This is a genomic window from Prevotella sp. ne3005 (assembly GCF_900110085.1).
Classification (GTDB): Bacteria; Bacteroidota; Bacteroidia; order Bacteroidales; family Bacteroidaceae; genus Prevotella.
On the sequence record NZ_FOCK01000012.1, the window covers coordinates 48,612 to 74,439 of the forward strand.

A 25,828-nucleotide genomic window follows, 5' to 3' on the forward strand; every position below is an offset into this window, starting at 1 on the left:
CTTGGGTTTTTAATTATAAAATAGTTTAATAAGATAATTTCTCAATCCTAACGGCAGCCCCACCGCTCCGGGCCAGATTCAATTGCAACACGCTCCGACTGTTCACCTCTATTTGACGGATTGTCATGACATAGGGATTGGACTCGTAATCGGCCTGCGGACCGTCTTCATAGATGATGGCGCGATAAGAGGTGTCGGCATCGAGGAAACTGAGCGGCAACGCTATCTGGCGAGCGGTTTCGTTGGTGATACTACCGATAAACCACCTGCCACTCTCGCCGCGCTCCTTGCGGGCCACGGTGATATATTGTCCAATCTCTCCATTGGGTACCAGAGTCTTGCTCCAGGTTGTAGGGCAGCTCTCAATAAACGAGAGTGCCGGCTGTCCCTCATAATTCTCGATGGCATCGGCAGCCATCTGCAGTGGACTATAGATTACCACAAACTCTCCGAGTTGTTTGGCCAGTGTAGAGTGTGGATGGGTACCGGGTACAATCTCCGAGAAATTAAAGATTGCCGGTGTAAAATCGGTAGGTCCAGCCAGACCACGTGTAAAGGGCAGTGTCACGGTATGACTAGGCGGATTGCCACCGCGACGGTCCCAAGCGTTATACTCCTGTCCACGTACACCCTCCTGGGTCATCAGGTTGGGCCATGTGCGCTGAATACCCGTGGGCATGGCAGGCTCATGGTTGTCTATCATAATTTGATATTTCGCGGCCGTTTCTATCACCTTGCGATAGTGACGGATGCCGTACTGCGACTTAGCCAGTTCCTTACCATCCATCAGATGCCCCACGTATCCGGTCTTCACCACGCGGATACCTAACTTCTGATACCAAGCGAAAGCCTCATCCATCTCCTGCTCTATCAGACTGGCGCGTCCCCACGACTCCATGTGGCCAATGAAGCGCACACCTTTCTGCCGGGCATAACGGCATACTTCATTGATGTCGAAATCGGGATAGCTCTTCAGGTAGGTTACCTGCTCACCCTGTCCCCAGCCTGGGTTCCAGCCTTCGGCCAGCACACCACTGAAGCCGTGACGGGCAGCAAAGTCGATGTAGCGCTTCACATTCTCTGTGGTAGCACCGTGATGAGGACCCATCTCCCAGGTATTCTGCTTCTTGTGGATACTCCACCAGATGCCAATATAACGGCCTGGCTCTATCCATGACGTATCTTCTATTTGTGTTGGTTCATTCAGGTTCAGCATCAGACGCGAAGTCATCAGTTCACCAGCAGTCTTGCCGATGGTAATCGTGCGCCAAGGCGTCTTCAGCTCTCCTTCGACGTACACTTTTACCCCACTCTGCCAGGGCGTCAGTGTTGTCAGGAGTTTGATGCCTTTTTCTACTGTACGCGGCGTCAGGTTAATGCTCGCATAGTCTTTCAGGGCCGCCTCATGGATGGCCAGGAACAGCGAGTCCTCGTATTCAATGGTGAGGGGCGTACATACCGTATCTTTCTTGCTAAGGAGATCGCAAGTATAGATACCTTCAAAGTACTCGGTGTGGTTACTCGGAATCGACCAGGCCTTGGCATCATGCGCCAAGGCGATCTCGGTCAATTCCTCCTGAACACAATACCTTTCACCTTTATTTCTTTCTGGTAAAATATAACGGAAGCCTATACCGTCGTTAAACACACGGAACTGAACGTTCATCTTCCTTTTTTCTCCAGTTTGCTCTTGAAAGTCAACCGTCAGTTCGTTGTAATGGTTACGTACCTGCTCGTCCTCACCCCAAACCTGGACCCAAGTCTCGTCATTCGTAGCATAATGCTTACCAACCATCTTCACGTGGTTGCCGATATAACTACTGTCGACTTGGAATCCGAGGTGTGAGGGCGGAACTATGATCTTAGAATGGTAATTCATGGTATAATAAGGTTGACTATTCTTCACGCCGACAGTAACCGTCACGGCACCATCAGGTGAACTAACCAAAACATCTTTCGCGCTGCTGACAGCAGTGGAACAACTACTAACAAATATTACCAAACTTAATCCTAACTTATTCATATCGAAAACAGATTTTTATTATTTCAAGATTTCGGCTGCAAAGGTAGAGACTAAATCAAGAATTATCAAGCAGCTCAAGCAAAAATCAAAATCATGCAAAACGCAGTTACTTGATAATCAGTATTTTACAATTTAAAGACTCTCTATAAATCAAAACGATTGCAAGCCCAAAAGAGCCCGAAAAAGCAGTTTTCACGTATCTGGAATTTGGAGATATCAGATTAATTTCTTAACTTTGCCCTCAATAATTAACTCTTATGATGAAACATCGACACATATTACTAAACATGTTCATTGTCATGGCCCCGGCATTGACAATGGCTAGCCAACGTGCAGAAGAACTAGGCATCCTGTATCAAACGCTCGACAGTCTGATTGAGCACCAGTCGGAAATCATTGCCCAGAAGAAAAGCCGCATACAGGTGATTACGGATGGCATAAACAACCTCATGCTCACACCTGAGCAGCAGTTTAGCCTGAACAACAAACTGTATGATGAGTATCTGGCCTTTAACTTCGACTCGGCTCTCTGTTATATTAAAAAGAATGTGGATGTTCAGCAATCGCTGGACAATCCCAACATGGCAGCAGGTAGCCTGATACGCATGGCCCATATCCTGGCAGTATCCGGGCTATTCGATAAGGCCGACCGTATGCTCGATCAGATAGACATCAGCCAACTGAGCACAGAGTGCAAGGTGGAATACTACAACCAGCGCGGCGAACTGAACCTTTACCGTTCGGAAATGGCTGAATACACACCCTATTTCCAGGAATATACCGATAGCTCACAATACTATCGGCAGCTCATCCTGCAGATAGCCCCCAAGGATTCGTACGACTATATCTTCAATCAGGCCACCTATATCAGTGAAAAAGGTGATAACGACGGGGCCATCAGGATGCTTGAGGCCTATATGAGGAATCTGAAGCAGGGAGAACGACGCTATAGTATCGTTACCAGCACACTGGCTTATTTTTATTCGAAGAAAGGCGAGTCCCAGCTTCAGGAGCGCTACTTCCTACTGAGTGCCATCAGCGATATGAAAGGAGCTATCCTTGAAAACAATTCCCTCCGCCGATTGTCCATCATATTGCTCGACCGAGGTGACTTCAAGAAGGCTTATGAATACCTGCTCTGTGCCAGCAACGACGCCCGACAATACGGCAGCCGACTGCGCAGTATGCAGGCTGCCCGCATCTCACCACTGATTACACAAGCCTATGACATGGAGCGTGCCCTGGCCCAACATCGCACCAATCTGCTATTGATAGTTCTGTCGCTTATCACGCTGTTGTTGATAGGCACCGTCATCTATACCCTATCGCTCATCAAAAAGCGACATCAGGCAAATATCAAGATTAGCAAGATGAACGCTGAACTGTCGCTCCATAACGAGGAGATAGAGCGCATGAACAACCAGATGAAGGAGAGTAATCGTATTAAAGACGAGTATATCGGACGTTTCCTGGAACTGAGCAGTAATCTAATTATTAAGAACGAGGAGCGTTCGAAAGTGCTGAACCGGTTGGCACGCGACCGAAAGCTAGAGCTCCTGTATACCGAACTGAAAAGTCAGAAGCCACTCAACGAGAGCATACATCTGTTCCACCAGAACTTCGACACTGCCTTCCTGAACATCTATCCCACCTTTATCTCCGAAGTCAACCAACTGTTGACAGACGACAATAAGTTTGAGGTACACGAAGAGGGTGGCAAGCTCACCACCGAACTCCGCATCCTCGCACTTATTCGTCTGAACATCACAGACAATCAGAAGATTGCCGATATTCTCCGCTCAAGTATCACCACGATCTACACCTACCGCTCAAAACTCAAGTCGAGGGCAAAGTCTAAATCTACTTTCGAAGACGATATCCGGAGAATAGAAACATATTAGATAATATCCTAAAAAATCTTGTAAGCTACTCGTATCTGCAGGTTGGGCCATGCCTTCAACCATGACAGTGTGCCGAGGAGACCGGAGCTCTTGCCTGTCGACTCGATCTCTGTTCCGCTGTCAAGCAGGAATTTCGGCGTCCCCCAGAACAAAAGGCCCAAATCGACAGCCAGACTGACGCGATGGGTTTTGGCAAGATGCTGGCCGAGACCTATACCAAGATAGGGCTTCACGGCATTGGTCTTCATGCGTACGTCGATGTTACCATCCTCGTCGGCAGTGAACACATAGTCGCCGAACTTCAGTCCGATGGGCGGATAGTTCGTACGGAAGACGTTGTTGTAGTCCTGTAATTTCTGATTGGCATCATAGAGGAAGCCCAGGGCATTCTCGTTGGTGTTTTGAAAGTGGACGAAGTTCTGACTGCCGATGAACAGACCTGCCGAGAAGTAGAAAGGCTGGTTCCTGAAGGGATGTATCTCGCCCAGGACATAAAAGTTCCAGAAATTTGGCTTGATGGCCAGTTCCACCTTATCCACCATCTGTGAGCGCTTGACGGCATCATCCTCCACCATCTGCATCTGATTGATTTCCGCGGCGGTGTTGATGGCGTTGAACTTAATGTCGCCAATATTCCATCCGGCAATGCCAGCCCTGACCGTCACTAACTTGTGGACAGGCATCACCACGTCAACACCAGAGCCTGCAAATCCAGTGTTCAGACCCACCGAAAGGTGGTTGAACAGGCCGTCCTGAGCATGTAATTTGTCCACATTCTGAGCCTTAGACCCAGTTGCCGCAAACATAACCGCTAAGAGAATGATGAGTTTGTCTATATAGTGTTTCATATCCTTTGTCATATTTTATTTGAAGTATGATTTGTTCGACTTGATAAGTAGGTTGGTGAGCGACAGGCTCAACGGATGGAATCCGTACAGATAGTCGCTGGTGTAGGGCGTACCACCATTGATGATACAGTGTACATAGTCGTGGCAGGCCATGTCCATCGGTATGATGCCCACGGTACCCTCGTTTTTCTGCAGGTCTTCAATGACCAACGGGTGCAGGTTGGCGGCATTGGTAATGTATCCACGTGGTGACACCTCGGTATAGGCCGAACAGTGGTTCACAATCCAGATGTTATCGTCTTTGGCAGTCACCTCTCGGGCACTGTGCATCATGTCGATAACCGTCTTCTGCTTGTTCTTCATCCGCTTCTCGGTAGTGGTCTTGTAGTAGTCCTGCTTATAGAGCGTTGCCTTTATCGTGGTATCGTTCATGTTATACATGGCACAGCTACGCTGGGCCTCGAGATCAAGATCCTCCTTAATGTCGGGATCCTCGTCGGGCCAATTGCAATACACGATGGGGTAATGGAAGGCTGCGTTATACGGACGCAAGTCAAAGCGACTCAGCCACAGTATCTTGCCACGCATCTCACCCACGGTGATGTCCGGACGCCAGTTCTCGATAAACAGTCCCTGGTACTTCGGCATATGCAATACATTGCTGAGCAGGGAGAACAAGTCTTTCTGATCCTCAAAACCGTTGTCGAACTGCAGCTTGGCGATGAAGAACTCTGACGGATGGGCCTTCAGGTAGGCTTGCAGCCAGTCGATAGTCTGCTCGAAAGTAACGTCGAGTTCGCTGATGCCGTGCGTCAGGCGCAGAATCTTCTTCTTGGCAATGGTGTCGGTGCTCACCACAGGACGGATGTCGAAGAAACGCAAACCGCTGTTCATCTGCTCCTCAAGTGTGGATACCTGACTGATGGCCGTCATATTGAAGATGTACTTCAGCCCGGGCTGATAGAATCCCATGCCGGTCATGGTGTCATGAGTGCCGGGGATGCTCAACTTACACACCTTTGTATCATCCTTCACCATACCCAGCCAGTCGGTAGCCGGCGTAGGCAAATCGTAGGAAACGACGATCGTGTCCTGATAGCCTTCAGAGAAGAGGTACGGTGAGTCGAGTGAGGTCTTCTCATCATAGGCTTTCTCAAAGCCATCTTCACTGCAACTGTTCAGTGCAGTCATGGCCGCTATGGCCATCGTTACATACATTAGTTTTCTTTTCATAAATCTTATAATTATATTAATGTTATACATAAAGTTACGGATCTGAGGGCGGGACGCTTTGTACGGTTATAAATGCAGTCATACCTGGCGCCAGATGTGGGTGCGGCAATGTTTATTTACCAACTTCGGTTACAAAACAAGCCACCAGTCCATAGGTGATAGTGGGACGAATCCAGATTTCCGTAAGCAGATAGTTGGTGTACTCGTCGATGGGCTCAAGATAGATGGCGATGTTGTAGAGTATGGCAATGAGCGCATCGATGATGAAAATCATCCAGAGGTCGCTTTTGGAGTAACTCTTCCATTTCTTGCGTGCATAGAAATAGGTGAGCGTACAGAGCAACAGCACCGAGAGGGCAAGACACAACAGATGGAGTGCGTAGAAAGCCAAGGGTGGCGCAAAGAGGATATCGCGTAGCAGCACCGTAATACCAACTGAGATAGAACACCAGTAGTTGAATTGGTCGGTGGTGATACGGTAGTTGAAGAAATACATCCCGATCATCACAAGACAAGCGATATAGAACATGTTGAGAGTCAGTTCGGGCCATGATTCGCTCAGCCCGAAATAAAACACGCCATAGAGCATCATGCCCACCGAAAGGATTGCTGCCACTGAGGTTATGACAATGTCAAAGATCTTGGCACGTTTCTTGAATCTTGTTTCCATAAGCCATTCGTTTTATGTGTTAATACTTTTTCAGATATGACATAGTTATTTGGTTTCAATTAATTTCATGACTGTCAGTATATTCTCTCCCCCTGTATATTCGTAGTCCACGGTATCCATATACTCTTTAACCATGAAGATTCCAAGCCCGCCGATTTCACGTTCCTCAAACGGTATCGAGAAATCAGGAGGATCCTTCTTAAGCGGATTAAACGGCACGCCACCATCGTGGAAACGCAGTGTGATACTCTTCTCATCGCGTATGATGTCCACATCGAGGTAGTCGGAATGGGAATAGCTGACGACATTCACCACAAGCTCTTCGGCCACCACATTGAGCACATTCCAGAATTCACCCACCGACGCCACCTCTTCTGCCTGAAGGATGGCATCAATGATGTCGGGCGTCTTGCCCTGAATTGGTTGAAAATGCAATCGGGTCATGGCCTTACCTCAATACACGTTCGTCAATCCTCGCATTCTCCCAATTTCATGGAGTAGCACACCACATCGTTATGAGCAGCAAAATCGTCGAAGGTCGACTGGCTGTGTAAAGTCCTCCGATTCTCTGCCTTCAGAAACTTAATAGAAGGAGCCAGGCCAATCATCTTCAGTACAGAATAAATCTCCTTGGCACAATTCACGAATGCTATTTCGGGTTTGTTGCCCAACCTTAGCTTGGCGTAATAAACCACCCTAAGACCACTACTGGAAAGTGTCAACAGCTCCGAGGCATCGAAATAGACCTTCTCGATGTCTTGTCCCACATACTTGGTGAGTTCTTCCTGCAAGGCCGGCGCATTAGCAGTATTAAGAGCCCTACCGAGCTCGATAATCAGAGTCTTACCATTCAAAGTAACTTTATAATCATTCATATTGATTAGCTATATAATAATTTTAATTTCCACGCAAAAAGCAAATATCTGTTTGCAAAGATAATCAAGTTTCTGTTTTACTCCTTGGTCAGTTTCGACGTGATGTCGGTGCCGTTCACGCTGATTTTGAAGGAGTCGTAATTGTCATGAAAGACCGTGAAGAACTTGTAGGAGTTAGTCACTGTATTGAAGTCGATCTCGAGGGAGCTATAAAAATCATAGTTGATAGCACTGAAACGGAGTAAGTTGCCCTCCGACCTCAGACTACCCCTTTCGAAGGTATCTGGACTGTTGCCAGTGATCTTGCAAGAGAATGTTCCACCTTCGTTGATGAAAGTGAAGAGGGTTGGTTCTTTGCTTCCACCCCAGTAATAGGCCACCTCCACCTTGGCGCCCTTCACGAGTGCATCGGCCAGGGTTACTTCTCCCGAAACGTCCTTCAACAGTTTGGTAATCTCTACGTTAGACACCTTCATCTTCAGGCCCGTCACCTTGATATCCGAGTCGCCAGGTATCACCTCCATGGTACTCTCCTTGATGTTGAAGATAGCGGCGAATATGAGTTTGGAGGTCTTCTTCTCATTCACGTAGAACTTCAGCAGGTTGTTGGCCTTGTCGTGCTCCATCGAGAAGTCGCAGTTCTTCTCCGAGATGGCCGGCTCGTCACCACGCGTCCACGCCACCTTGTCATAGTCCAGCAATTCGTAGGTGTCGCCCACCCTGACGAAGGCCACATAGTAGTCCTCGCCGTTCACATTAAAAGTCAGAGCCACAATGGTCTCATTCTTCAGGGCGTCCTCAAGTGTCATTTCCGACTTAGCATTATTGTCATCACTATTACATGAGGTCAGGCAACTGCCACCAATGACGGTCACCATCAAAAGCATCGCGCCACACAGGAATCTCTTTATTGTTTTCATTTCGTTAGTTATAATAATAATTTTAGTTTCTAATCAAAAAGTAAATATCTGTTTGCAAAGATAATCAATTTTCCCAAATAACAATGCACAGAACACAAAAAGATTCATTTTTTGTTTATTTTGAAACCGTTTTTGTTTATTTTGAGACTCCGTGGGCTATGAACAGACACTTCATGAGCAAGAAGAAACGAGCGCACTCTGGAAATTTGACTCTTACCGTCGCAGCCCTCGACGACACCACTCGACGAATTTTGACGATAATAACTCGTGAAATCATAAAAACAAATGACATTCGACATAGTAGCCTTTGTATTTATCTGATATTAAGGCATTTATATTCTTTCCAACTATTATTCATCCGACATTCATTCGACATTCATTCGACATAATTCGACATTCATTCGACATAATTCGACATTCATTCGACATAATTCGACATTCATTCGACATAAAAACGGGCTTTTTGTGCCAAATACGGGTGCAGATTGGATGTTTAGATAGGCCAAAGTGAGCATATATAGGTTGATGAGTTGGAGCATACAGGGAGTAGACTTTTCAATTCTCTAGAGAATTGGGAGGTTTGTGACGTACTTTCTGGGAGTTTGGACGGACTAAAGTCTCCAATTCTCTAGAGAATTGAAGAGTCATCCGTAACATCCCTTGACCTTTAGACTATCCTTCGCAGCACTTTAGATAGTCTAAAGCATGACGGAAGGTAGTCTTTCGTATGACAAAAGATAGTCTTTTGCATGACAGAAGATAGTCTTTCGTGTTCTAAAAGAACATCTTTTGAACATAAAAAGACGTTCTTTTGCTCATAAAACCCCGTTTTCATGTAGGCTACATGTAGGCTACATGTAGGCTTCATGTAGGCTTTATGTAGGCTGCTTTTTTGCTATCCTATTATTAGTCAAGTTGTTATAGCTTATTTATGTAGGCATGTAGGCTGTTTTAGAAAATTAGAAAAAACTTATCGACTTTGTAACAGACCTCTATGATCTGCAAAGAGACTATTATTGTTTATTTTGAGAGTTTGAAGGCTCCAAAGTACGATGCCCCTTACAATGAGGAACAGGCCCTGATAGTTGATATCAATGACCTGTTCCACCGATTTGTCTATAGAGCAGTCCCTCTGTTCTATGTGGGAAGATAATTACTTTATTGAGAAAAATTTGTCGGTATCGAGATTCTGGACTGGATCAGAATGACCTCCTACACGTCTATTCCTAAGTATATAGGTCTTTGCGGTAGACAAATTCGTACCCATGTTCAACTCAATATCATAGTTTTTATTTGCCAGCAGACCCAAATTATAAGTTTCACCATAACTAGTAGTCACATTATCCTTATCAAGAACAACTATATTTCCATTCACGTCAGTAATCTTGATTCCAAAGATGTTAAGTCCTTCACCACCTTCCTTCGTGGTGGCGTTTATCTTCAAGAAGCCTACATCTACACGGTTAGGAGGAAGAATGTGAAATTCGCCTGACACCATCTTATGATCGTACTCCTTAACACGCCACTCGGCTCCTGTAATCATATAGCTTGACCAGCTCACCTTGGTTTCGGCTGTCAGTTTTATTTTGATAGCTGCATCACCAGTGTTAACCTTGGTTCCGCTAACCTTCCATATCCAACTCTCGCCTGTAGAGAGCGTCGTACTGTACGATCTACCATTAGGAACTTCAATACCTTTGTCAAGCGCTACGTTGACCATGCGTGGACGATAGCCGTCTTCACCTCCTGGCACATAAATCCTATGACCGACACTAGCTCCTGATACATATTTGTCAACTTCGATTGATTTTATATTGAAATACTCATCCTTCGACCACTCGGCACCAAAGCCAAGGTTGGCATCAACATTGCCCTCTGCTTCAAAGCCCTTCAAACCAGCCGAGCCCTTCGCACCAGCCGAAACGTTGCCTTCGAGACTGAATGAGCGAGAATTGTGCACATCCTTATCGAATGGAATATTTTCGGGATGAAGGTCTCCATTTACTGTCATCATCACTGAATAGCCAGAATTGGTAACTGTAGGCGTGGTATAGAACGTACCTTCACATGGGAAGAAGAGGTAGCTGCGACGATCGCGTCTCGCTCCATTATCGAATACCACATAGCCTTTACAGGTGTTTTTGCAATTCCAGTTCATCGATGTTTGTACAATGTAGTAGTCTGCCTCACTCTGGTAGTCATATATCGGTATGATTTTGTAATTACACGTTACGTCGTAAGGACAGTCATCTTGGTTATCTTTGTACAAATCATATATATAACCTTCATAACGTTTTGAATCTGGCATGTGGATACATAAGTCAACAGCTGGGAAGTTAAGCAGATTTATCATATTAGCGACATTTCCATTGGTCCCTCTGGTTGCTCCCCTGGTTGATGAGCGTCCATTAAGTCCTGCGAGATATTTCTGATATTCGGTATATTTGTTTTCTACCTGCTCAGTCCACTTGGCAAAGGCCTCTATTTCCATATACTCCTTGGGGCAAACCTCCCAAATGTCCTTCACCGAGATTGATGAGGGAGCTGGATCGGTAGATGTACCTTCTGTATCTTCTTGCTTGTAACTGAGGAACTGATCACCGAACCCTGAGAGTGCCAGCAACTCCAAATTCTTAAAATCGGCATTGGAAGGGAAGCCCATGTCTTCGGCATACTTTTTCACATTCTCTTCTGTGGGTTCTATAAGCAGCAGCAAACCGAAACGACCCAGCACTTTGGCGATATCAGCCTTGTTGGATTCGGTAATCTCATTGACAATCACCACCTGTGTTTCGTCAGTTACCTGATTTGTCACAGTCTTGAACCAGTATTCTACTGCATACAAATCAGCCACGACACTCAGATTGCCTAATATAGCCACATTGACGTCAATTGACTGAAACTCACTAGGGTCAACCTGCTTTTCAGGAACATCCGGACCTTCATATGTTTCTTCATAATCTGGACCTTTATCATCGTCGTCTTTACAAGAAGTAATACTGGTCATTGTGCCACAAAGAAGAATGGCGGCAACAAGAAACTGATAGATTTTGTTAATACTCATAATTAATATTTGTTTAGTTATAATAATAATGTTAGACTCTGTGGGCGAAGAAGCTTACGCTTTATACACTTCTTCACCATCCACGATGGTGGCTACGATGTTGGCCTGGGCAACCTTCTCGATGTCGTCGTGCAGGAAGTCGCAGTCGAACACCGCCATGTTGGCAATCTTACCGAACTCGATGGAACCCATGCGATGCTCCTGATGCCACTGACGAGCCACGTTGATGGTCATGGCGCGCAACGACTGTTCACGAGTGATGGCTTCTTTGACATTACGCGGTTGGCATATACCGCCCAACATTTCTTTTGGAGTATTGCGCTTCTCGGCCATGTAAATGCTATATTTGACATTCATCATCGGGGAGACAGGGAAGTCGGAATGGAATACCACGTTAGCGCCTGCATCGTAGAACGACTTGATGGGATAGGCCTGATCTGTTAGTTCCTTGCCAACGTAGGAAACTTCCTGTTCGTAAGGACCTCCAGGAATTTTCGCAGTCCACAGGGGGGGAACAGCTGGTATGGAGCCTGTTGCTCCCATACGGCGGATATCCTCATCGGTGACGAAGTGCAGATGCGCCAGCACATTGCGCTGGTCAAGGTCCCCAGTAATCTTCTCGGCATCCTCAATACAGTCAAGCATGAAGTGGGTAGCACCACCACCCTCGGAGTGTACATGGACAGACATGCCCTCCTTGTCGGCTTCGACAATCAGTTGAACCATCTTATCGTGGTCGTTGAAGCGCTCAACACCGTGATAGCCAGGCTGGTCGAGGTAATCCTGGTTTTGCCAGGCTGTGTGGGCTTCGGTCACACCGTCGAGGAACGCCTTGGCACCAACGATATGGAAGTACTCACCACTCAGCTCAGCACGCTGTGCGGCAATGCGGGCAATCTCTGCCTTCGGATCGGCAATATTATCGGTGACATACATGTAAGCGTAGGTACGCATCTTCAGTTTGCCTTCCTTCTCCAGTTCATGGTATGCCTTGGGCGATTCGTGATAGACTACCTCAGCACCAGCATCAGCGACAGCGGTAAAGCCGCTGCTGAGAGCGAAATCCTGCCAAGCGAGCAGATAGTTTTTGGCATCCTCCAATGTAGTGGGAAGTTTGGGTACGATTTCGAATACGGGAGCTTCACAAACGTATCCGTCTGGCTCGCCGTTCTCGTCAACGTGTACCTGTTCATAACCGTATTTCTTAGCGTAGGCTGCATCGATGCCGGCCCACTCAAGTGCCTTGGTGTTGAGCAACATGGAATGTCCACCGCCGGTATGCATAAACAATGGCTTGTCTGCACAGATGTCATCCAGATAGGCCTTGGTGACGTATTCATCATTCTCCACCCATCCTGATGCTAAATAGAACTCGCGCTGCGGGTTCTTGGCAATAAACTCCTTAATGATCTCGCGGTATTTGGCATAGTCGGTCAAACCCACCTGCCCCAGGCTGGCCTGTCCGATAAAGCGGTCGCCTGCCAGATGGCCGTGACTGTGCGACTCAAGGAATCCGGGATAGACGTAGTTCTCACCGTAATCCAGCACCTTAGCGTCTGCACCAGCAAGTTTTTTTGCTTCCTCTGCGCTGCCGATATAGGCAAACACGCCGTTCTTCACTAATGCAGCCTTGGCAAAGGGCCGCTTTTCATCCATTGTGATGATGTTGCCGAGAATAATAGCTTGTTTCATTTTATGTTTTTTATTAATGAGACTACTTGTGCAAAAAGCTAATATCTGTTTGCAAAGATAAGCAATTCTCCCAAATAACAATGCCTTGAACACAAAATCATGCAATTTTTGTTTATTTTGAGACTATTTTTGTTTATTTTGAAAGTCCGTGGGTTAGAAATTTGGAATTTCGCTCGCTATTTTGTATCTTTGCACCGTCAAGAAGATACAATTAAATAAAAACAAAAGCAATGTTTCTCGATCATATACCTACCGAATTAATACTGTTTACCATGCTCTATGGCGGAGTAGGAGTGGCATCTCTTATTGCCAGCATCTACCTCTGCCTGCGCAAAGGCAATGCCTTCGCAGCCGACGTAACACCGCCACTTCGCCTGCGCTATTGGGCTGCAGCACTCTTCGCCGTCTTTTTCATGGGCCATATCTGGTGGTATCTGTTCTACATCTTTTCCGGTAACATCCATTCTGTGGGTTTCATGCTGGTTTCTTTGCTCGACTGTGTGGGGCTGCTGATCACCATCCCAGGTACGCTGTTTGCCATGCTCCAAGACCGCAAGCGCCCTGTCTGGCCCATCGTCACTGCCACTATTCCATACGCAGTACTTATGGGACTGAATACAGTCTCTTCCGATAATCATTTTCTGAACATCGCCATTGTATTCATCCTGATGGCCTATGTGGCCTTTACGATTTATATGGCATTTGCCGTGAGGCAATATGGGCGCTGGCTGCGTGACAATTATGCCGACTTGGAGCATAAGGAGGTGTGGCTCAGCCATGTGCTGGTCACCGTCATTTTGATGATGATTATCATTTATGGATTTGATGGGAGTAATATGACCATCAGCTACATCGTACAGTTCATCGCCCTTGCGTTTATCGGCCTCCTGACGTGGCGAGTAGAGACGCTTCCGCAGCTGGAGGTCATCCCCGTGGAACAACTGGAGCAGCAGGCACAACTGCCATTGCCACCCCCCTCCAGCATCGAACAACTATTGGCAGAGCACTGCGTGGGCACTCAGCTTTACCTGCAGCACGACCTGACCAGTTCCCAGCTGGCCTTGGCTATTGGAACCAACCGCACCTATCTCAGCCAGTATTTCTCCAGTCAGGGTATCACCTATAACGTTTATATCAACGAACTCCGCATCAACCACTTCATGAATATCTACCGCGAGGCTGTCGCTGCCCAGAAGACTATCACTGCACAGCAGCTTGCCAAAGACAGTGGTTACCGGAGCTACAGCACTTTTAGCCTCGCCTTCAAGCAGCGCACGGGACAGACGGTAACAAATTGGATGCGCGAAATGGAAAATGCATCATAATATCCCTTAGTCTATTTCCTCATCGGGCTCATAGCCGCCCATCTCGCGAATGGCGTTCTTGAGCATGGTGTACTGCTGGTAGAGGTTGTTGACAGCCTCCTCGCCCTGAGTATAGTCGTGCATGGGCGACTTGAGGAAGAACGAGAGGAAGCGCTGGGTGCCGTAACGGCCAGCACGGGCAGCAAGGTCACTCAGCAGGCAGAGGTCGAGGCACAACGGGGCTGCGAGGATACTATCACGGCAGAGGAAATTGATCTTGATCTGCATGGGGTAGCCCATCCATCCGAAGATATCAATATTATCCCAACCCTCCTTATTATCATTACGCGGGGGATAGTAGTTGATACGTACCTTATGATAATACTGGGTGTCTTCGTCGTTACCATGACCATAGAGGTCGGGCTGCCAGTCGGGCTTGAGGATGGTCTCGAGCGTGGAGAGCTTCGACACTTCCTTGGTGCGGAAGTTGGCAGGCTCATCGAGCACCAGACCGTCGCGGTTGCCGAGGATGTTGGTAGAGAACCAACCGCTGAGTCCCAGACAACGGGTACCGATGATGGGAGAGAAACCTGACTTGACGAGCGTCTGACCGGTCTTAAAGTCCTTACCGGCAATCGGCATCTTGGTCTTCTCGGCCAGTTCCCACATAGCCGGGATGTCGACGGTGGTATTGGGGGCACCCATGATGAACGGGGCGCCTTCCGTCAGGGCTGCATAGGCGTAACACATTGAGGGAGCGATGTGCTCACGGTCGTCGGCCTTCATTGCAGCTTCGAGGTCGGAGAGCTTATAATGCACCTGCTCGTCGACGGGGACGTAGATTTCTGTCGAGGCAGCCCAGAGCACCACGATGCGCTCGCAACCGTTCGCAGCCTTGAAGCTACGGATATCCTCGCGCAATGCCTCCACCATCTGCCAACGGCTCAAGCCCTGCTTCACGTTGTCACCCTCGAGGCGCTTGGCGTAGTTCTTGTCGAAGGCGGCCTTCATGGGCACAATCTTCTCCAGTTCGTCACGAACGGGCTCGATGTCCTTCTCTTTGAGCACCTCGGCATACATGGCTGCCTGATAGGCATTCTGGGGATAGACATCCCAGCAGCCAAAGACGATGTCGTTCAGGTCGGCCATGGGCACGATATCCTTGTAGTGGAGATACTGTTTGTCGGCTCCCTTGCCCACACGGATCTTGTCGTATTGGGTCATCGAGCCAACAGGCTTAGTAAGGCCCTTGCGGGTCATCAGCACACCCGTCATGAATGTTGTTGCCACTGCGCCGTTGCCGACGACAAGAATTCCCAGTTTACCCTGTGCAGGTTTTACACTGTTCTGTTTCTGTTCCATGTCTAGTTACAAAATTATGATTTGAATTTATGATGATTCCATTTAGTCGGGTGCAAAGATACAAATATTTCTGTAAAGTCGATATATTTCCATCAAATATTTATATTTTCCTATGATTATCGGGTCAAGGAGAACTTCATAGAGAGGCCAAAATCGTAGGTGGTGGTAGGATAACTCGATGCAGAGAGCAGCGGGGTGTTGGTCTGCTGATCGTAGTAAGCAGTCAGGGTGAGGAGGCGTGAGAGGGTGTAATCGGCCATGAAGGAGAGCTTGAAGGCGGTGTTGCCACTCGAGGCCGAGGAGACGCCCGTGGCAATGTCGCGGGTGATGGCAGCCTGCTTTCTCAAGGAGATGTCGAGTCGCAGGTTCAGGTCGTGGTTGACACCGGATTTCGACGGGGTGGATTTCGACGACGAGGCAGCTTTCGAGGCATCGGCATTCTTCTGTGCGGCCTTCGACCTGGGATTCTGGGCTTTTTTCACTACGCGGTTTCCCTTGGCACCAAAAAGGTTGAAGTCCTGAATCTTGTAACCCAGTCCTACCACCCAGTCACGACTCAGGGCCTCATTGAGTTGGATGCTGGTCATCGAGAGGTTGATGGTGCGGGTGGTGCGGTATTCCACTTTCGCAGTGAGGTTGTTCTGGAAGGTGGCATCGACACCGAGCAAGGGCGAGAACGACTCGTTGATACTGACGGTGGGGATGCTGGGCAAGGTGTAGCTGCCCACGCTGTAGATGCTCTTATAGGCATGATTGAGGTTCAGGCTCTTCAGGTAGTCGGAGATGCCGGGCAGGCGCGAGAGTCCACTGTAGCGGATGCTCCAGTTGGGCAACATACGGGTGATGGCGGGGAAGATGTCGAGCGATTTACCGGCTCCCGTGGTATAGGCCGAGAGGAAGGCAGGCACGAGGGCTTCGGCTGAATAGGGATTGCCGACACGTTCCTGGAACGAGGGTAACACACTGAGGAAGTGTTCGAAGGCCGACGAGCGGTAGCCGTTGTTGGCATTGCCCATACCGGCAAGGGCACCTCGCAGGGAGATGGTGGTCATATTAAACGAACCGCTGTAGGTGGTGGGCCTGCCCTCATACATATACTGGATGCTCTGCGAACGGTTGTCGGTACGCGAGGCGTTGAGATCGATCTTCAGATCGCGTATCGGTTCGAGCACCGCCTTTATCTGCAGGTCTTTGTTGCTGTTGATGGTAGCCGCCGTGGCCACACTGTCGTTCATCAGCAGCCAGTGGTTGTCCATCGCCTTGTCGATATAACCATCACCCATTACACCGAAGGCGAAGTCGAGACCCGGTGCCATGACACTACCCGTACGCTGGCCGAACATATCCCCAACATTAGGCAGGAAGCCGGGCAGGTGCATGGTGTACTGCGAACGGAAACTGATATTGACACTGCGCACCATCATCAGCACACGGGCTACACTCTGGGCTGGCTCATACCACCACTCCTTCTCGACAGAGGGCTTGGCGGTGATGCTGAGCTTCAGCTGTACGGTGTCGCGGTTCTTGATGAGGATCTTATTGGGATCAATCACCTTGTACTTCAGATCGTAGGGTTTACCGTCCTTGGTACGGGCAGAGACGATGAGCCGTTTGGAGCCTTTATTATGGGCTACGGTGATGGTGCTGTCGAGCCTGAGGGTGACCTCCCGTTGGTAGGCGTTCTTGTTCTTGGGCAGAAGTTTTTCTTCGGGGTTGCCAGGACCCTTAGGGTTCCTAGGAGTCTTAGGAATCCTAGGATTATTCCTCTTATTAAAGCGTTCGTTAACCTTCTTGAGGAAGGGAGAGTGGTTATAGAGCGTCTCTAGGTTGAACGAGCCGTTGATGTTCAGGCTACGGTTGCTGCTGACGGTATTGCCGAGGCTGGTGCCGTCGTCGAGCTGGGTACCGCGCACCCAACCGTAGTGGGCATTATATGAGGCATCGGCATTGACCCAGTCGAGGATGGGCAACTTGTTCAGCGGCAACTGATACGAGGCGGTGACCTGTTGCTGGTAGTCGAGCGGGGTGCCGAGGTTGCGGATGCTCTGTTTCACAGAGTCTTTCCACGCACTATAGCGGTCGGGGTAGAGTTCTTTGTTGATGGGTGTATAGGGTTCCTCGATCTCAGCACGGGTAGCACTCTGGAAGTTGAAGTGCAGATTCTTGGTGAAGTCCCACCTGAGGGAGAAGTCACGGTTCCAAAGGAACTGTTCGGAGAAGACGAGTGGCAACTTCTGACTCTCCAGGTTATCCAAGTCGCGCTCTTGGAGTTCACGGTAGTGGCGCGTCATCTCACTGTTGAAGGCAATGCTTTGTGGCAGATAGTTGAAGCCCAGCGACTTGGGGAAGTTGAGCCACTTCGACTTTCCCTTGAGCCGTTTGAAGGGCTCCCACGTTTTATACACGGGCGAGTAGCTATAGTTGAAAGCCCCGCGCCACTGGTCCTCACGGTCGTAGACAGTGGTCTCGCCTGAGGTATTACGATGGGAGTGACTGTAGGAGAACGAGAAGTTGGCCGGATCGTAGGGCATGGGATGGCGCTTGGTCTTCAAGCCCCAGCGCACGTTGGATAGCGAGAAGTTGGTGTTCTTTGTCTTCGTGACAGCTATCGACTCTATACTGTCGCGCTCATGGCGGTCGGCAGCGGCATCGAGGGCATCACTCAGACGCATGTCGGAGTCGAGGGGATTATAACGGGGGCGTGTCTCTTCCTTCGTCACGGAGTAGTAGAGCGGGATGCTCACCTTCGCCTTGTCAGGGAAGAACTTGCCTAGTTCGAGCGAGGTGGTGACGGAGTATTCCTTCTGTGTGTCGGTAGAGCGTTGCATGACGCCCTCTTCGAGGCCACCGAAGCCGTCGCTGACATAACGGCCCCTAAGGTTAACCATACCGAAGTCGGAGAGCTGTACGTTCATCGTTCCCGAAGCAGCCCATCCACCGTCGTTGTTGGTGTCAAGCAGTCGCAGCTCGTTGACCCAAACCTCTCCCGACTTTACCTCGTTGGAGATGTTACGCACACCTATCATCATCACCTTCACCTCGCCCAGCGTGGGGTTACCCATCACGCTCACTGTGTTGGCCGGAACATCCGGATCGGAAGAGGAGAAGAGTTGCGTATACGAGGCGATGCCCGAGGCCTTGGCCTGATTACGCGCTTTCTTCACACGGGTAAAGACGTTGAGGTTGACATACAGCATGTTGGATTCCGGCCACACCATCTTCCTGTCTGCAGTGGCGTATTTGCTGTAGTCACTACGGTCAGGCGTCAGTTCCAGCGGGATCATATATTCGTAGTAGTTGTTCTTATAGTCACTACCCAGACGGATGAAGACAGCCAGCTGTCCGTCTTTCAGACCAGTGGCATCGGGAACAAGGTGGTTGGCATGTACAAACATCTGCATGTGTTTGTATTGGCGGAGGTCCATGTTCATGTTACGATAGACGGCCTTCGACTCCTGTTGCTGCAGATCCTTCACTACCATGTTCAGGGCCTGTTCGTTGTTCTCCACGAGCTGGGGCTGTGAAGGGTCGGTGGCCCGACTGATGCCCGGTGGCAGTACGTAGTTCACGGGCGTCTTGTCGTTATTCTCCTCGATGTTGACGGCACTCACCTCCATCACGCCACCCTCGCCCACTGAGGTACCCAGGCTTTGCTTGTAGAGTCGCCATTCGCCACGTACCAGGTCGAGCGACCCAAAGCGCAACACGATGGGTTTCTGGAAGCCCGTCAGGAACATACGCATGAATCGGATGCTGGTAAAGTCGTTGATGCTTCCCTCCTTCCCCTCATACTCCGTCAGGGGAATACGGAACTGATACCAGTTGACATCCTCGGTCTCACCATTACGCAGTTTCACGCTGCTGGTACGCATGTCGGTAATGAAACAGTCGACAGGTGGTGTCCCGTTACGGTAGGCATCGAAAACCTCGGGCGAGATACGCACATGGTACTGGTAGTAACGTTCATACTCGTTGAGGGTATAGTCCTGGTTAATGTCTTCCACATCGGGGCCGCTCTTATAGCTGGTATCGTAGGATTCCGTCTGCTGGTCTGTATCGGGCGAGTTACCCTGAGGGTTGTTGATGCGCTTATAGCGGTCGAGGATACTTTTCCGCTCTTCGTCGAAGTCACGGCCACGGAAGTAGTGGTAGTCGTCACCGGCTGGGTCGTTCTGCCAGGCCTGGCGGATGCTGTCGTTGACAATAAGCCCACTCACGGCGTTGAGCCAGTCACGATAGGCGCCATATGCCTGTTCTTCCTCATCATTCAGGCCATTGAATCCCACATCCTGCAACCGGCGAGAACCCGAGGTGGTGGCAAAGGCATAGGTCTGGGTGGTCTGCACGGGAATCTTACCCCACTGGGTTGTGGTAAACGACTCGCTCCCGTCGACGGGCATGCCACTCTCATAGAATTTCTTACCATCGTGGAGGATGTCCTCCGACACCTCGCCAAGGTTGAAGTAGAGGTCGCCACTATACTCACTGGCCGTACCTTCCTGACGGGTGTAGATGAAGGGATCAAGCAGCCAGAACTCGATATACTCGATGTTGGCCTGTTCAAAGTCATTGGTGTCGAGACGACGCATCATACCACCCCACTTCGTCTCGGGCTGTTGCAGCTTTCCGTCAGGAGCAAAGTCACGAGTCAGGTTATAGGGTCCGCGCTCCTCGGGATAGTAGGCAAGGTTGAGCACGTCGAGAGGAGCCGTAGCACCATTATAGGTGGTCTGGCCGCGGTTGGGATAAAGCTCTTTCACATAGACCTCACGCACATAGTGGTTCGACAATTGTTCGAGGTCGCTCTTGATGTGCGAGGGTGTGAGCGTGGAGTTACGGCTGGTGAGAATAGGGTCAATGCAATACCAGGCCAGCAAGGCTCGGTTCGTGCCACTGCCTATGCTCGTCTTATCGCTACTCTCAGGGAACATCGTGGGTACACTCGAGAGGGTCCACTGCTTCGGCTCCTTCACACTGAGGTAGGTCTTCGTATCTTCGAAATCGTCGATATACGAGGCATTGTCCTGAGTGCCACCTGCCGTACCGCCTATCAACTGGGCAAATTCTCCAGTAAAGGAAATGCGGCTCGGCTCCTTCACGTGGAGGAAGGGTATCTTGTTGAGCATCGAAGTGAGCCATTGACTCTCCTGTTTCCAGTTTACGCTCAAGCCCCAGAGTGTGTTGCTCAACGGCTCCGAACCCATCGTCACCTTCGAGGTGAGGGCCTGCTCGTGGAGGTGCATCAGCGTACCGCCAATCTGGAAGCTTTTCGAGAAGTCGTACTCCCAGTTCACGCCCACCATCGTCTTTCGCTGCATACTGTATTGCGTGTTCGACTCCAGCGACACACTCACGTTGGTCCCGGCGTCGATGATGCTCTGGTTGAGGATGGTCACCTCACCGGCCGAATAGTCTACAGTATAGTCAGAGCCCTCGGTCAGTTTCATACCACCCGCCGTCACCTCCACAGACCCCTGTGGCACATTGTAGGCTCCCAACGAAATCACATTGGCCGACGTTCCCTTATATTGGCCCACAAGCAGGTATTTGTCTTTCTCGGCGATGAGTCTCGCCACCGTCTTGGTCGAGTCGTATAGTTCGGAGAAGACGTATTTCTCGGCCTCCGACTCTGGGATGCCATTATTCAACAGCTGTTTCCTCAGATAACCACCGAAGGGCTCTGCCGAGGGAAGAAACACACGACCGTCGCTCACGGTGTAGCCCTTCACATAGTCGAAATAGCCGTTGGGATGGGGTTTCTCATTGTCATCCAGACGGTCGCAGCCCAATAGTTTCAGCAACGTACGGTTTTTGACCCGCTGGTCAGGGATATAGGTCAGATAGACGCCAGCCGTATCGCTCTGGTATTTGATGTCAAGACGGAACTTTGTCTTCTCCACCGTCGAGGCAAGGTAATATACATTCTTCATCATCAGCTTCCAGTTACCCTGCATGGGATTGTTCGACGTGTTCTTCAGCGATTTCACGAAGAGGGCGCTCTTGGTGTCGGTCAGGTCGGCAGCAAACTCACCCACTTGATAGGTCACGCCACCTGCCGTAAACTCATAAGCTACAGCCAACACTTGATCGGTCTGCAGACCCGTCCGAAGCGACACATAGCCCAAGGCCTTGTTCACGGTATACTCCGTCGATGTCAGCAGTCTGGCACTCGCCAGCTTCTCATAGTCCTTACCGTCCTCAAAGTCTTTGATGGTTCCCAGCACACTGGTTGTCTTATCGATATCGCGGGCCTCGGCATACGAAGTGGTCAGCCTGCCATACTCATCATTGGCGCCATTGCCAGGCACAGCCTGTCCCGTGGCACCCCAGATGGGATTGCTGATGGTTGCGTTCTCACCCAGGTCGGTCAGGGCGATGATGTTTCGGGTATTCGAGGTCGTAGCGGTCTTATTGGTCACCCAGATCTCCACACGGCGAATCTCGATGCCAGTGGTCAGGTTCGGCAGAGTCGACATGGCCTGATCGTAATGGTCACGGAAATAATGGGAGAGGAAGAAGTGGCGGTTTTCCTCGTAGTCGGCCACGTCGAACTCAAATGCGGTGGTCTGTGTGCCACCCTTCGAGGAGACGGTTTTAGTCGACGACTTCTTCTGCGAGAGCACTGTCTGGAGTTTAAGCCTGCCGAACTGCATGTCGGTTCTGAGACCAAAGAGGCTGCTGGCGCCTTTGACGAGCGAGTTGTTCGAGGGGAACGTCACGTTTCCCGCTTCAACGAGTTTGATGATCTCGTCTTCCTTGCCCTCGTATTTCAGTTTCAGGTTCTGTGTATCGAAGTCGAAGGTGGCGTCGGTATTGTAGTTCAAGTTCATGTTTAACTTATCGCCCACCTTACCGTTCACGTTCAGGTTGATCTTCTCGTCGAAGTCAAAGGCTGTGGTTTTCCTGTTTCGCACAGGCAGTGAGGGGTTATCGATCTTCTTGATGTTCGCACCCACTTTCAACTCTGCCGTTCCCTGGGTTTTGATACGTACACCACCGGGACCGAAGATCTTCTCTGCCGGTCCCAGGTCGAAGTGCATATCCATAAAGTCAAACTTACTTTTTCCGTCGTTTTTCACGTTTTCCGTGTCCTTCTTCCTGAAGAATCGCCTCATCGCTCGCTGTTCCGTCCACTTCTGATACTCCTTGGGAGTCATCAGAATGGGGGCATTCAGGTAAGAGTCGCCCAGCTTCGAGCCTATGTAATACACATTGGCCGAATCATCGTACTCCACCGTCTGACGGATATTATCTGGCATCCGCAGGTCGAGGGCACTCGAGTCGAGGTCATTCACCAAGATGGGAGCCGTGGGCTGAATGCGCCAACGTGCCCTCAGCGAATCTTGTTGCGCTTGCGCACACGCGCATGCGAACAACAAGGCCATAATTATCCCAGGAAACCTCTTCACTTGTTCAGGCCACCCCCAGTCCCAAATGTTACTTGATCATCTTAAGAGCCAGCTTTACCACTGTTTCCACAGGAGCATCAGGCTGATCCTGAAGAATCTGAAGCACCACCTTCTGTGAAGGTGCCGGGGCAAAGCCCAACATGGTCAGGGCCGATACAGCCTCGTCCTTCACCTGATTATTCACTGGCGCCGCCATCTGGCCACCACTCGGTATCTCTTCGGCAATGCCTAGTGACACAATTTTTTCCCGTAAATCCACGATGATACGCTGGGCTGTCATCTTACCAATGCCCTTCACACTCTGTATCAGCCTTGCATTACCCGTAGAGATGGCGTTACACAACTCAGGCACACTCATGCCCGACAACATCATCCGAGCCGTGTTTGCCCCTACCCCGTTCACAGTTATCAAAAGCAGGAACATCTCACGCTCTTTCTTGTTTACGAAACCAAAGAGCACATGGGCATCCTCCCTAATGGCCTCATAAACATAGAGTTTCACCTCTTTCTTTCCCTGAATGGCACTGAACGTGTTCAACGAGATGTTCAGCCCATAACCGATACCTGCCGCCTCGATGGTTGCCAATGCGGGGGTCAGCTCGGTCAGCTCACCCTTGATGTATTCTATCATAACTTACATTTTGTTTGTATATATACATTCATAAAACGCTTAGGCTGACATTTTATTGTATTTTGTCCCTGATAACTTGCAAATTGTCACAAAATGATAGTTTTTAGATATTTTTTCGGTCAAAAAGATACGTGATTCAGCAAAAAGCATTACTTTTGCAACCGCAATGTTGGAAATCAACCGAAAAAAGACATAGTAATATGAAGAAAATCAGAGCAGCCGTCGTAGGTTACGGCAACATCGGAAAGTATGCCCTCGAAGCATTAGAGACCGCTCCCGACATGGAGGTGGCTGGTATCGTACGCCGCAATGGCGCAGAAAACAAGCCTGCAGAACTCGCACAGTATGAGGTCGTCAAGGATATCCGCGACCTGAAGGACGTCGACGTCGCCATTCTGGCTACCCCCACGCGTAGCTGTGAGGAATATGCCAATCAGATCCTTCCCCTCGGCATCAACACCGTCGACTCGTTCGACATCCACACCAATATCCGCGGCTACCGTGAGCGTCTGATGAAGCTCAACCAGGAGACCAATACCGTCAGCGTTATCGCTGCTGGTTGGGATCCGGGGTCTGACTCTATCGTACGCACTCTCATGCAGAGCCTCGCCCCCAAGGGCCTCAGCTATACCAACTTCGGTCCAGGAATGTCGATGGGCCACAGCGTCTGCGTGCGCTCAAAGGCTGGCGTAAAGAACGCGCTTTCCATGACCATCCCCCTCGGTGAAGGTATCCATCGCCGTATGGTGTACGTTGAGCTCGAAGAGGGTGCCAAGCTCGACGAGGTGACTGCTGCCATCAAGGCAGATCCCTACTTCGCCAACGACGAGACCCACGTGTTCCAAGTAGCCAGCGTCGATGATGTGCGTGACATGGGTCACGGTGTGAACCTCGTGCGCAAGGGTGTCAGCGGAAAGACCCAGAACCAGCGTCTGGAGTTTAACATGAGCATCAACAACCCTGCCCTCACTGGTCAGGTGTTGGTTAATGTAGCCCGTGCCTCTATGCGCTTGCAGCCAGGCTGCTACACCATGGTCGAGATTCCTGTCATCGACATGCTCCCCGGCGATCGTGCCGATCTCATTGAACACTTAGTTTAAAGAATACTCCTACCCAACACATTAATCCCTGCCAATCGGTGGGGATTAATTGTTTTCTTTTCTGTCTTTTTCCCGACTTTTGCGACAGATTTTGCGGGCATTTCCCGCCTTTGTCGCAATAGGAGGCGTGTGTCGCATGCTTCATAAGAGAATTTGAAGAAAAAACTTGGAATGAGGCATATTTTCGTCGTATCTTTGCCATCGAATTCAAGATTCAACGGCGAGAACAGGCTGCACCTCAGCATAAAGCGAGCTTTCTGCCTTCGGTTTGCACTGTCCTTGCATCGTCAATCAGACAAAACAAGTTCTGAACGACAGTAAAAAGTAAAATAGTAAAAAGTAAAAATAATAAGTTTAACAATTTAAAATTAAAGAAAGGAAACAAATTATGGCAAAGACTCCAGTTTCAATGACCGTTGACGGTTACAAAGAGAGAGAAGTACTGATGGTAACTTACGAGTTCAATCAGGCAACAGACGTAGAAGGACAGATGGCAGGTATCCCCCGCGGCGGTAAGATCAGGGTTCGCGTGAAGGCCCTCAACGACGGCACCCCCGACCTGCTCGCTTGGATGACAGAGCGCAGCCTCCCGAAGAACGGTGAGATCAAGTTCTTGGAGACCAAGACCAACAAGGAGATGAAGAGCATCAAGTTCACCAACGGCTACTGCATCAACTTCGAAGAGAAGTGGGAGGACAAGATGGGTCACTTCGAGGAGATCGAGATCACCTGTAAGGCCATCGAGTTCGGCAACGTGAAGTACGAGAACGATTGGGCATAACCTAAAGTAAAAGGT

The 25,828-nt window shown here is 49.5% G+C and carries 16 protein-coding genes; 4 read left to right on the forward strand and 12 right to left on the reverse strand.

Annotated elements, in window-relative coordinates; genetic code table 11:
* Positions 1-25 precede the first annotated feature (25 nt).
* Positions 26-2,023 (reverse strand): glycoside hydrolase family 97 protein, encoded by a 1,998-nt coding sequence (locus BMY16_RS14370; protein WP_091843886.1) that lies wholly within the window; start codon positions 2,021-2,023, stop codon positions 26-28.
* A 257-nt stretch (positions 2,024-2,280) separates the two neighbouring features.
* On the opposite strand from BMY16_RS14370, the gene BMY16_RS14375 reads away from it, so the two are divergent.
* A complete protein-coding gene (locus tag BMY16_RS14375) occupies positions 2,281-3,924 on the forward strand; it encodes a DUF6377 domain-containing protein (RefSeq protein WP_091843888.1) in 1,644 nt (547 codons plus the stop codon).
* A gap of 8 nt (positions 3,925-3,932) precedes the next feature.
* Here BMY16_RS14375 and BMY16_RS14380 read toward each other — a convergent pair whose 3' ends face one another.
* The 8 genes from BMY16_RS14380 to BMY16_RS14420 all read right to left on the reverse strand — a co-directional run bounded on the left by BMY16_RS14380 (position 3,933) and on the right by BMY16_RS14420 (position 13,226).
* Positions 3,933-4,772, reverse strand: coding sequence for a hypothetical protein (locus BMY16_RS14380; protein WP_139207246.1), 840 nt, complete (start codon positions 4,770-4,772; stop codon positions 3,933-3,935).
* A gap of 15 nt (positions 4,773-4,787) precedes the next feature.
* On the reverse strand, positions 4,788-6,005 hold the full coding sequence (locus BMY16_RS14385; protein WP_139207247.1) for a PI-PLC domain-containing protein: 1,218 nt from the start codon (positions 6,003-6,005) through the stop codon (positions 4,788-4,790).
* Positions 6,006-6,117: 112 nt separating this feature from the next.
* Positions 6,118-6,675 (reverse strand): hypothetical protein, encoded by a 558-nt coding sequence (locus tag BMY16_RS14390; protein ID WP_091843894.1) that lies wholly within the window; start codon positions 6,673-6,675, stop codon positions 6,118-6,120.
* A 45-nt stretch (positions 6,676-6,720) separates the two neighbouring features.
* Positions 6,721-7,119 carry an ATP-binding protein gene (locus BMY16_RS14395; RefSeq protein WP_091843896.1) on the reverse strand — a complete coding sequence of 133 codons (399 nt, stop codon included), beginning with the start codon at positions 7,117-7,119 and terminating at the stop codon, positions 6,721-6,723.
* A 23-nt stretch (positions 7,120-7,142) separates the two neighbouring features.
* Positions 7,143-7,550: an STAS domain-containing protein gene (locus BMY16_RS14400; RefSeq protein ID WP_091843898.1), complete on the reverse strand. Its 408-nt coding sequence runs from the start codon at positions 7,548-7,550 to the stop codon at positions 7,143-7,145.
* A gap of 77 nt (positions 7,551-7,627) precedes the next feature.
* Positions 7,628-8,470, reverse strand: a complete 843-nt coding sequence (locus BMY16_RS14405) for a hypothetical protein (RefSeq protein WP_139207248.1) — start codon at positions 8,468-8,470, stop codon at positions 7,628-7,630.
* Between the two features lie 1,153 nt (positions 8,471-9,623).
* Positions 9,624-11,351 carry a hypothetical protein gene (locus BMY16_RS14415; protein ID WP_139207249.1) on the reverse strand — a complete coding sequence of 576 codons (1,728 nt, stop codon included), beginning with the start codon at positions 11,349-11,351 and terminating at the stop codon, positions 9,624-9,626.
* 237 nt (positions 11,352-11,588) lie between these two features.
* Positions 11,589-13,226: an amidohydrolase gene (locus BMY16_RS14420; RefSeq protein WP_091843905.1), complete on the reverse strand. Its 1,638-nt coding sequence runs from the start codon at positions 13,224-13,226 to the stop codon at positions 11,589-11,591.
* Positions 13,227-13,456: 230 nt separating this feature from the next.
* Between BMY16_RS14420 and BMY16_RS14425 the strand changes: the two genes are divergently transcribed.
* A complete protein-coding gene (locus BMY16_RS14425) occupies positions 13,457-14,551 on the forward strand; it encodes a helix-turn-helix domain-containing protein (protein ID WP_091843907.1) in 1,095 nt (364 codons plus the stop codon).
* A gap of 6 nt (positions 14,552-14,557) precedes the next feature.
* On the opposite strand, the gene BMY16_RS14430 is transcribed toward BMY16_RS14425, so the two are convergent.
* The 3 genes from BMY16_RS14430 to ruvA form a co-directional block, all read right to left on the reverse strand.
* Positions 14,558-15,892, reverse strand: coding sequence for an inositol-3-phosphate synthase (locus BMY16_RS14430; RefSeq protein ID WP_091843909.1), 1,335 nt, complete (start codon positions 15,890-15,892; stop codon positions 14,558-14,560).
* A gap of 116 nt (positions 15,893-16,008) precedes the next feature.
* The gene (sprA, locus tag BMY16_RS14435) at positions 16,009-23,277 is read right to left on the reverse strand and encodes a T9SS outer membrane translocon Sov/SprA (protein ID WP_091843910.1); all 7,269 of its coding nucleotides are present in this window, start codon (positions 23,275-23,277) and stop codon (positions 16,009-16,011) included.
* Between the two features lie 52 nt (positions 23,278-23,329).
* Positions 23,330-23,932, reverse strand: a complete 603-nt coding sequence (gene ruvA / locus BMY16_RS14440) for a Holliday junction branch migration protein RuvA (RefSeq protein ID WP_091843912.1) — start codon at positions 23,930-23,932, stop codon at positions 23,330-23,332.
* Positions 23,933-24,132: 200 nt separating this feature from the next.
* Between ruvA and BMY16_RS14445 the strand changes: the two genes are divergently transcribed.
* Together BMY16_RS14445 and tssD are read left to right on the forward strand one after the other, a co-directional pair.
* Entirely contained in the window at positions 24,133-25,032 is a 900-nt protein-coding gene (locus BMY16_RS14445) for a diaminopimelate dehydrogenase (protein ID WP_091843913.1), read from the forward strand.
* A 388-nt stretch (positions 25,033-25,420) separates the two neighbouring features.
* Positions 25,421-25,813 carry a type VI secretion system tube protein TssD gene (gene tssD / locus BMY16_RS14450; RefSeq protein ID WP_139207236.1) on the forward strand — a complete coding sequence of 131 codons (393 nt, stop codon included), beginning with the start codon at positions 25,421-25,423 and terminating at the stop codon, positions 25,811-25,813.
* Positions 25,814-25,828 lie beyond the last annotated feature (15 nt).

Bases quoted from the DNA above. Each gene is read 5' to 3' on its own strand.
- BMY16_RS14370 (WP_091843886.1), bottom strand. From the start codon at position 2,023: ATGAATAAGTTAGGATTAAGTTTGGTAATATTTGTTAGTAGTTGTTCC.
- BMY16_RS14445 (WP_091843913.1), top strand. From the start codon at position 24,133: ATGAAGAAAATCAGAGCAGCCGTCGTAGGTTACGGCAACATCGGAAAG.
- BMY16_RS14430 (WP_091843909.1), bottom strand. From the start codon at position 15,892: ATGGAACAGAAACAGAACAGTGTAAAACCTGCACAGGGTAAACTGGGA.
- BMY16_RS14385 (WP_139207247.1), bottom strand. From the start codon at position 6,005: ATGAAAAGAAAACTAATGTATGTAACGATGGCCATAGCGGCCATGACT.
- sprA (WP_091843910.1), bottom strand. From the start codon at position 23,277: ATGGCCTTGTTGTTCGCATGCGCGTGTGCGCAAGCGCAACAAGATTCG.
- BMY16_RS14425 (WP_091843907.1), top strand. From the start codon at position 13,457: ATGTTTCTCGATCATATACCTACCGAATTAATACTGTTTACCATGCTC.
- BMY16_RS14380 (WP_139207246.1), bottom strand. From the start codon at position 4,772: ATGAAACACTATATAGACAAACTCATCATTCTCTTAGCGGTTATGTTT.
- BMY16_RS14405 (WP_139207248.1), bottom strand. From the start codon at position 8,470: ATGAAAACAATAAAGAGATTCCTGTGTGGCGCGATGCTTTTGATGGTG.
- tssD (WP_139207236.1), top strand. From the start codon at position 25,421: ATGGCAAAGACTCCAGTTTCAATGACCGTTGACGGTTACAAAGAGAGA.
- BMY16_RS14400 (WP_091843898.1), bottom strand. From the start codon at position 7,550: ATGAATGATTATAAAGTTACTTTGAATGGTAAGACTCTGATTATCGAG.
- ruvA (WP_091843912.1), bottom strand. From the start codon at position 23,932: ATGATAGAATACATCAAGGGTGAGCTGACCGAGCTGACCCCCGCATTG.
- BMY16_RS14390 (WP_091843894.1), bottom strand. From the start codon at position 6,675: ATGGAAACAAGATTCAAGAAACGTGCCAAGATCTTTGACATTGTCATA.
- BMY16_RS14420 (WP_091843905.1), bottom strand. From the start codon at position 13,226: ATGAAACAAGCTATTATTCTCGGCAACATCATCACAATGGATGAAAAG.
- BMY16_RS14395 (WP_091843896.1), bottom strand. From the start codon at position 7,119: ATGACCCGATTGCATTTTCAACCAATTCAGGGCAAGACGCCCGACATC.
- BMY16_RS14375 (WP_091843888.1), top strand. From the start codon at position 2,281: ATGATGAAACATCGACACATATTACTAAACATGTTCATTGTCATGGCC.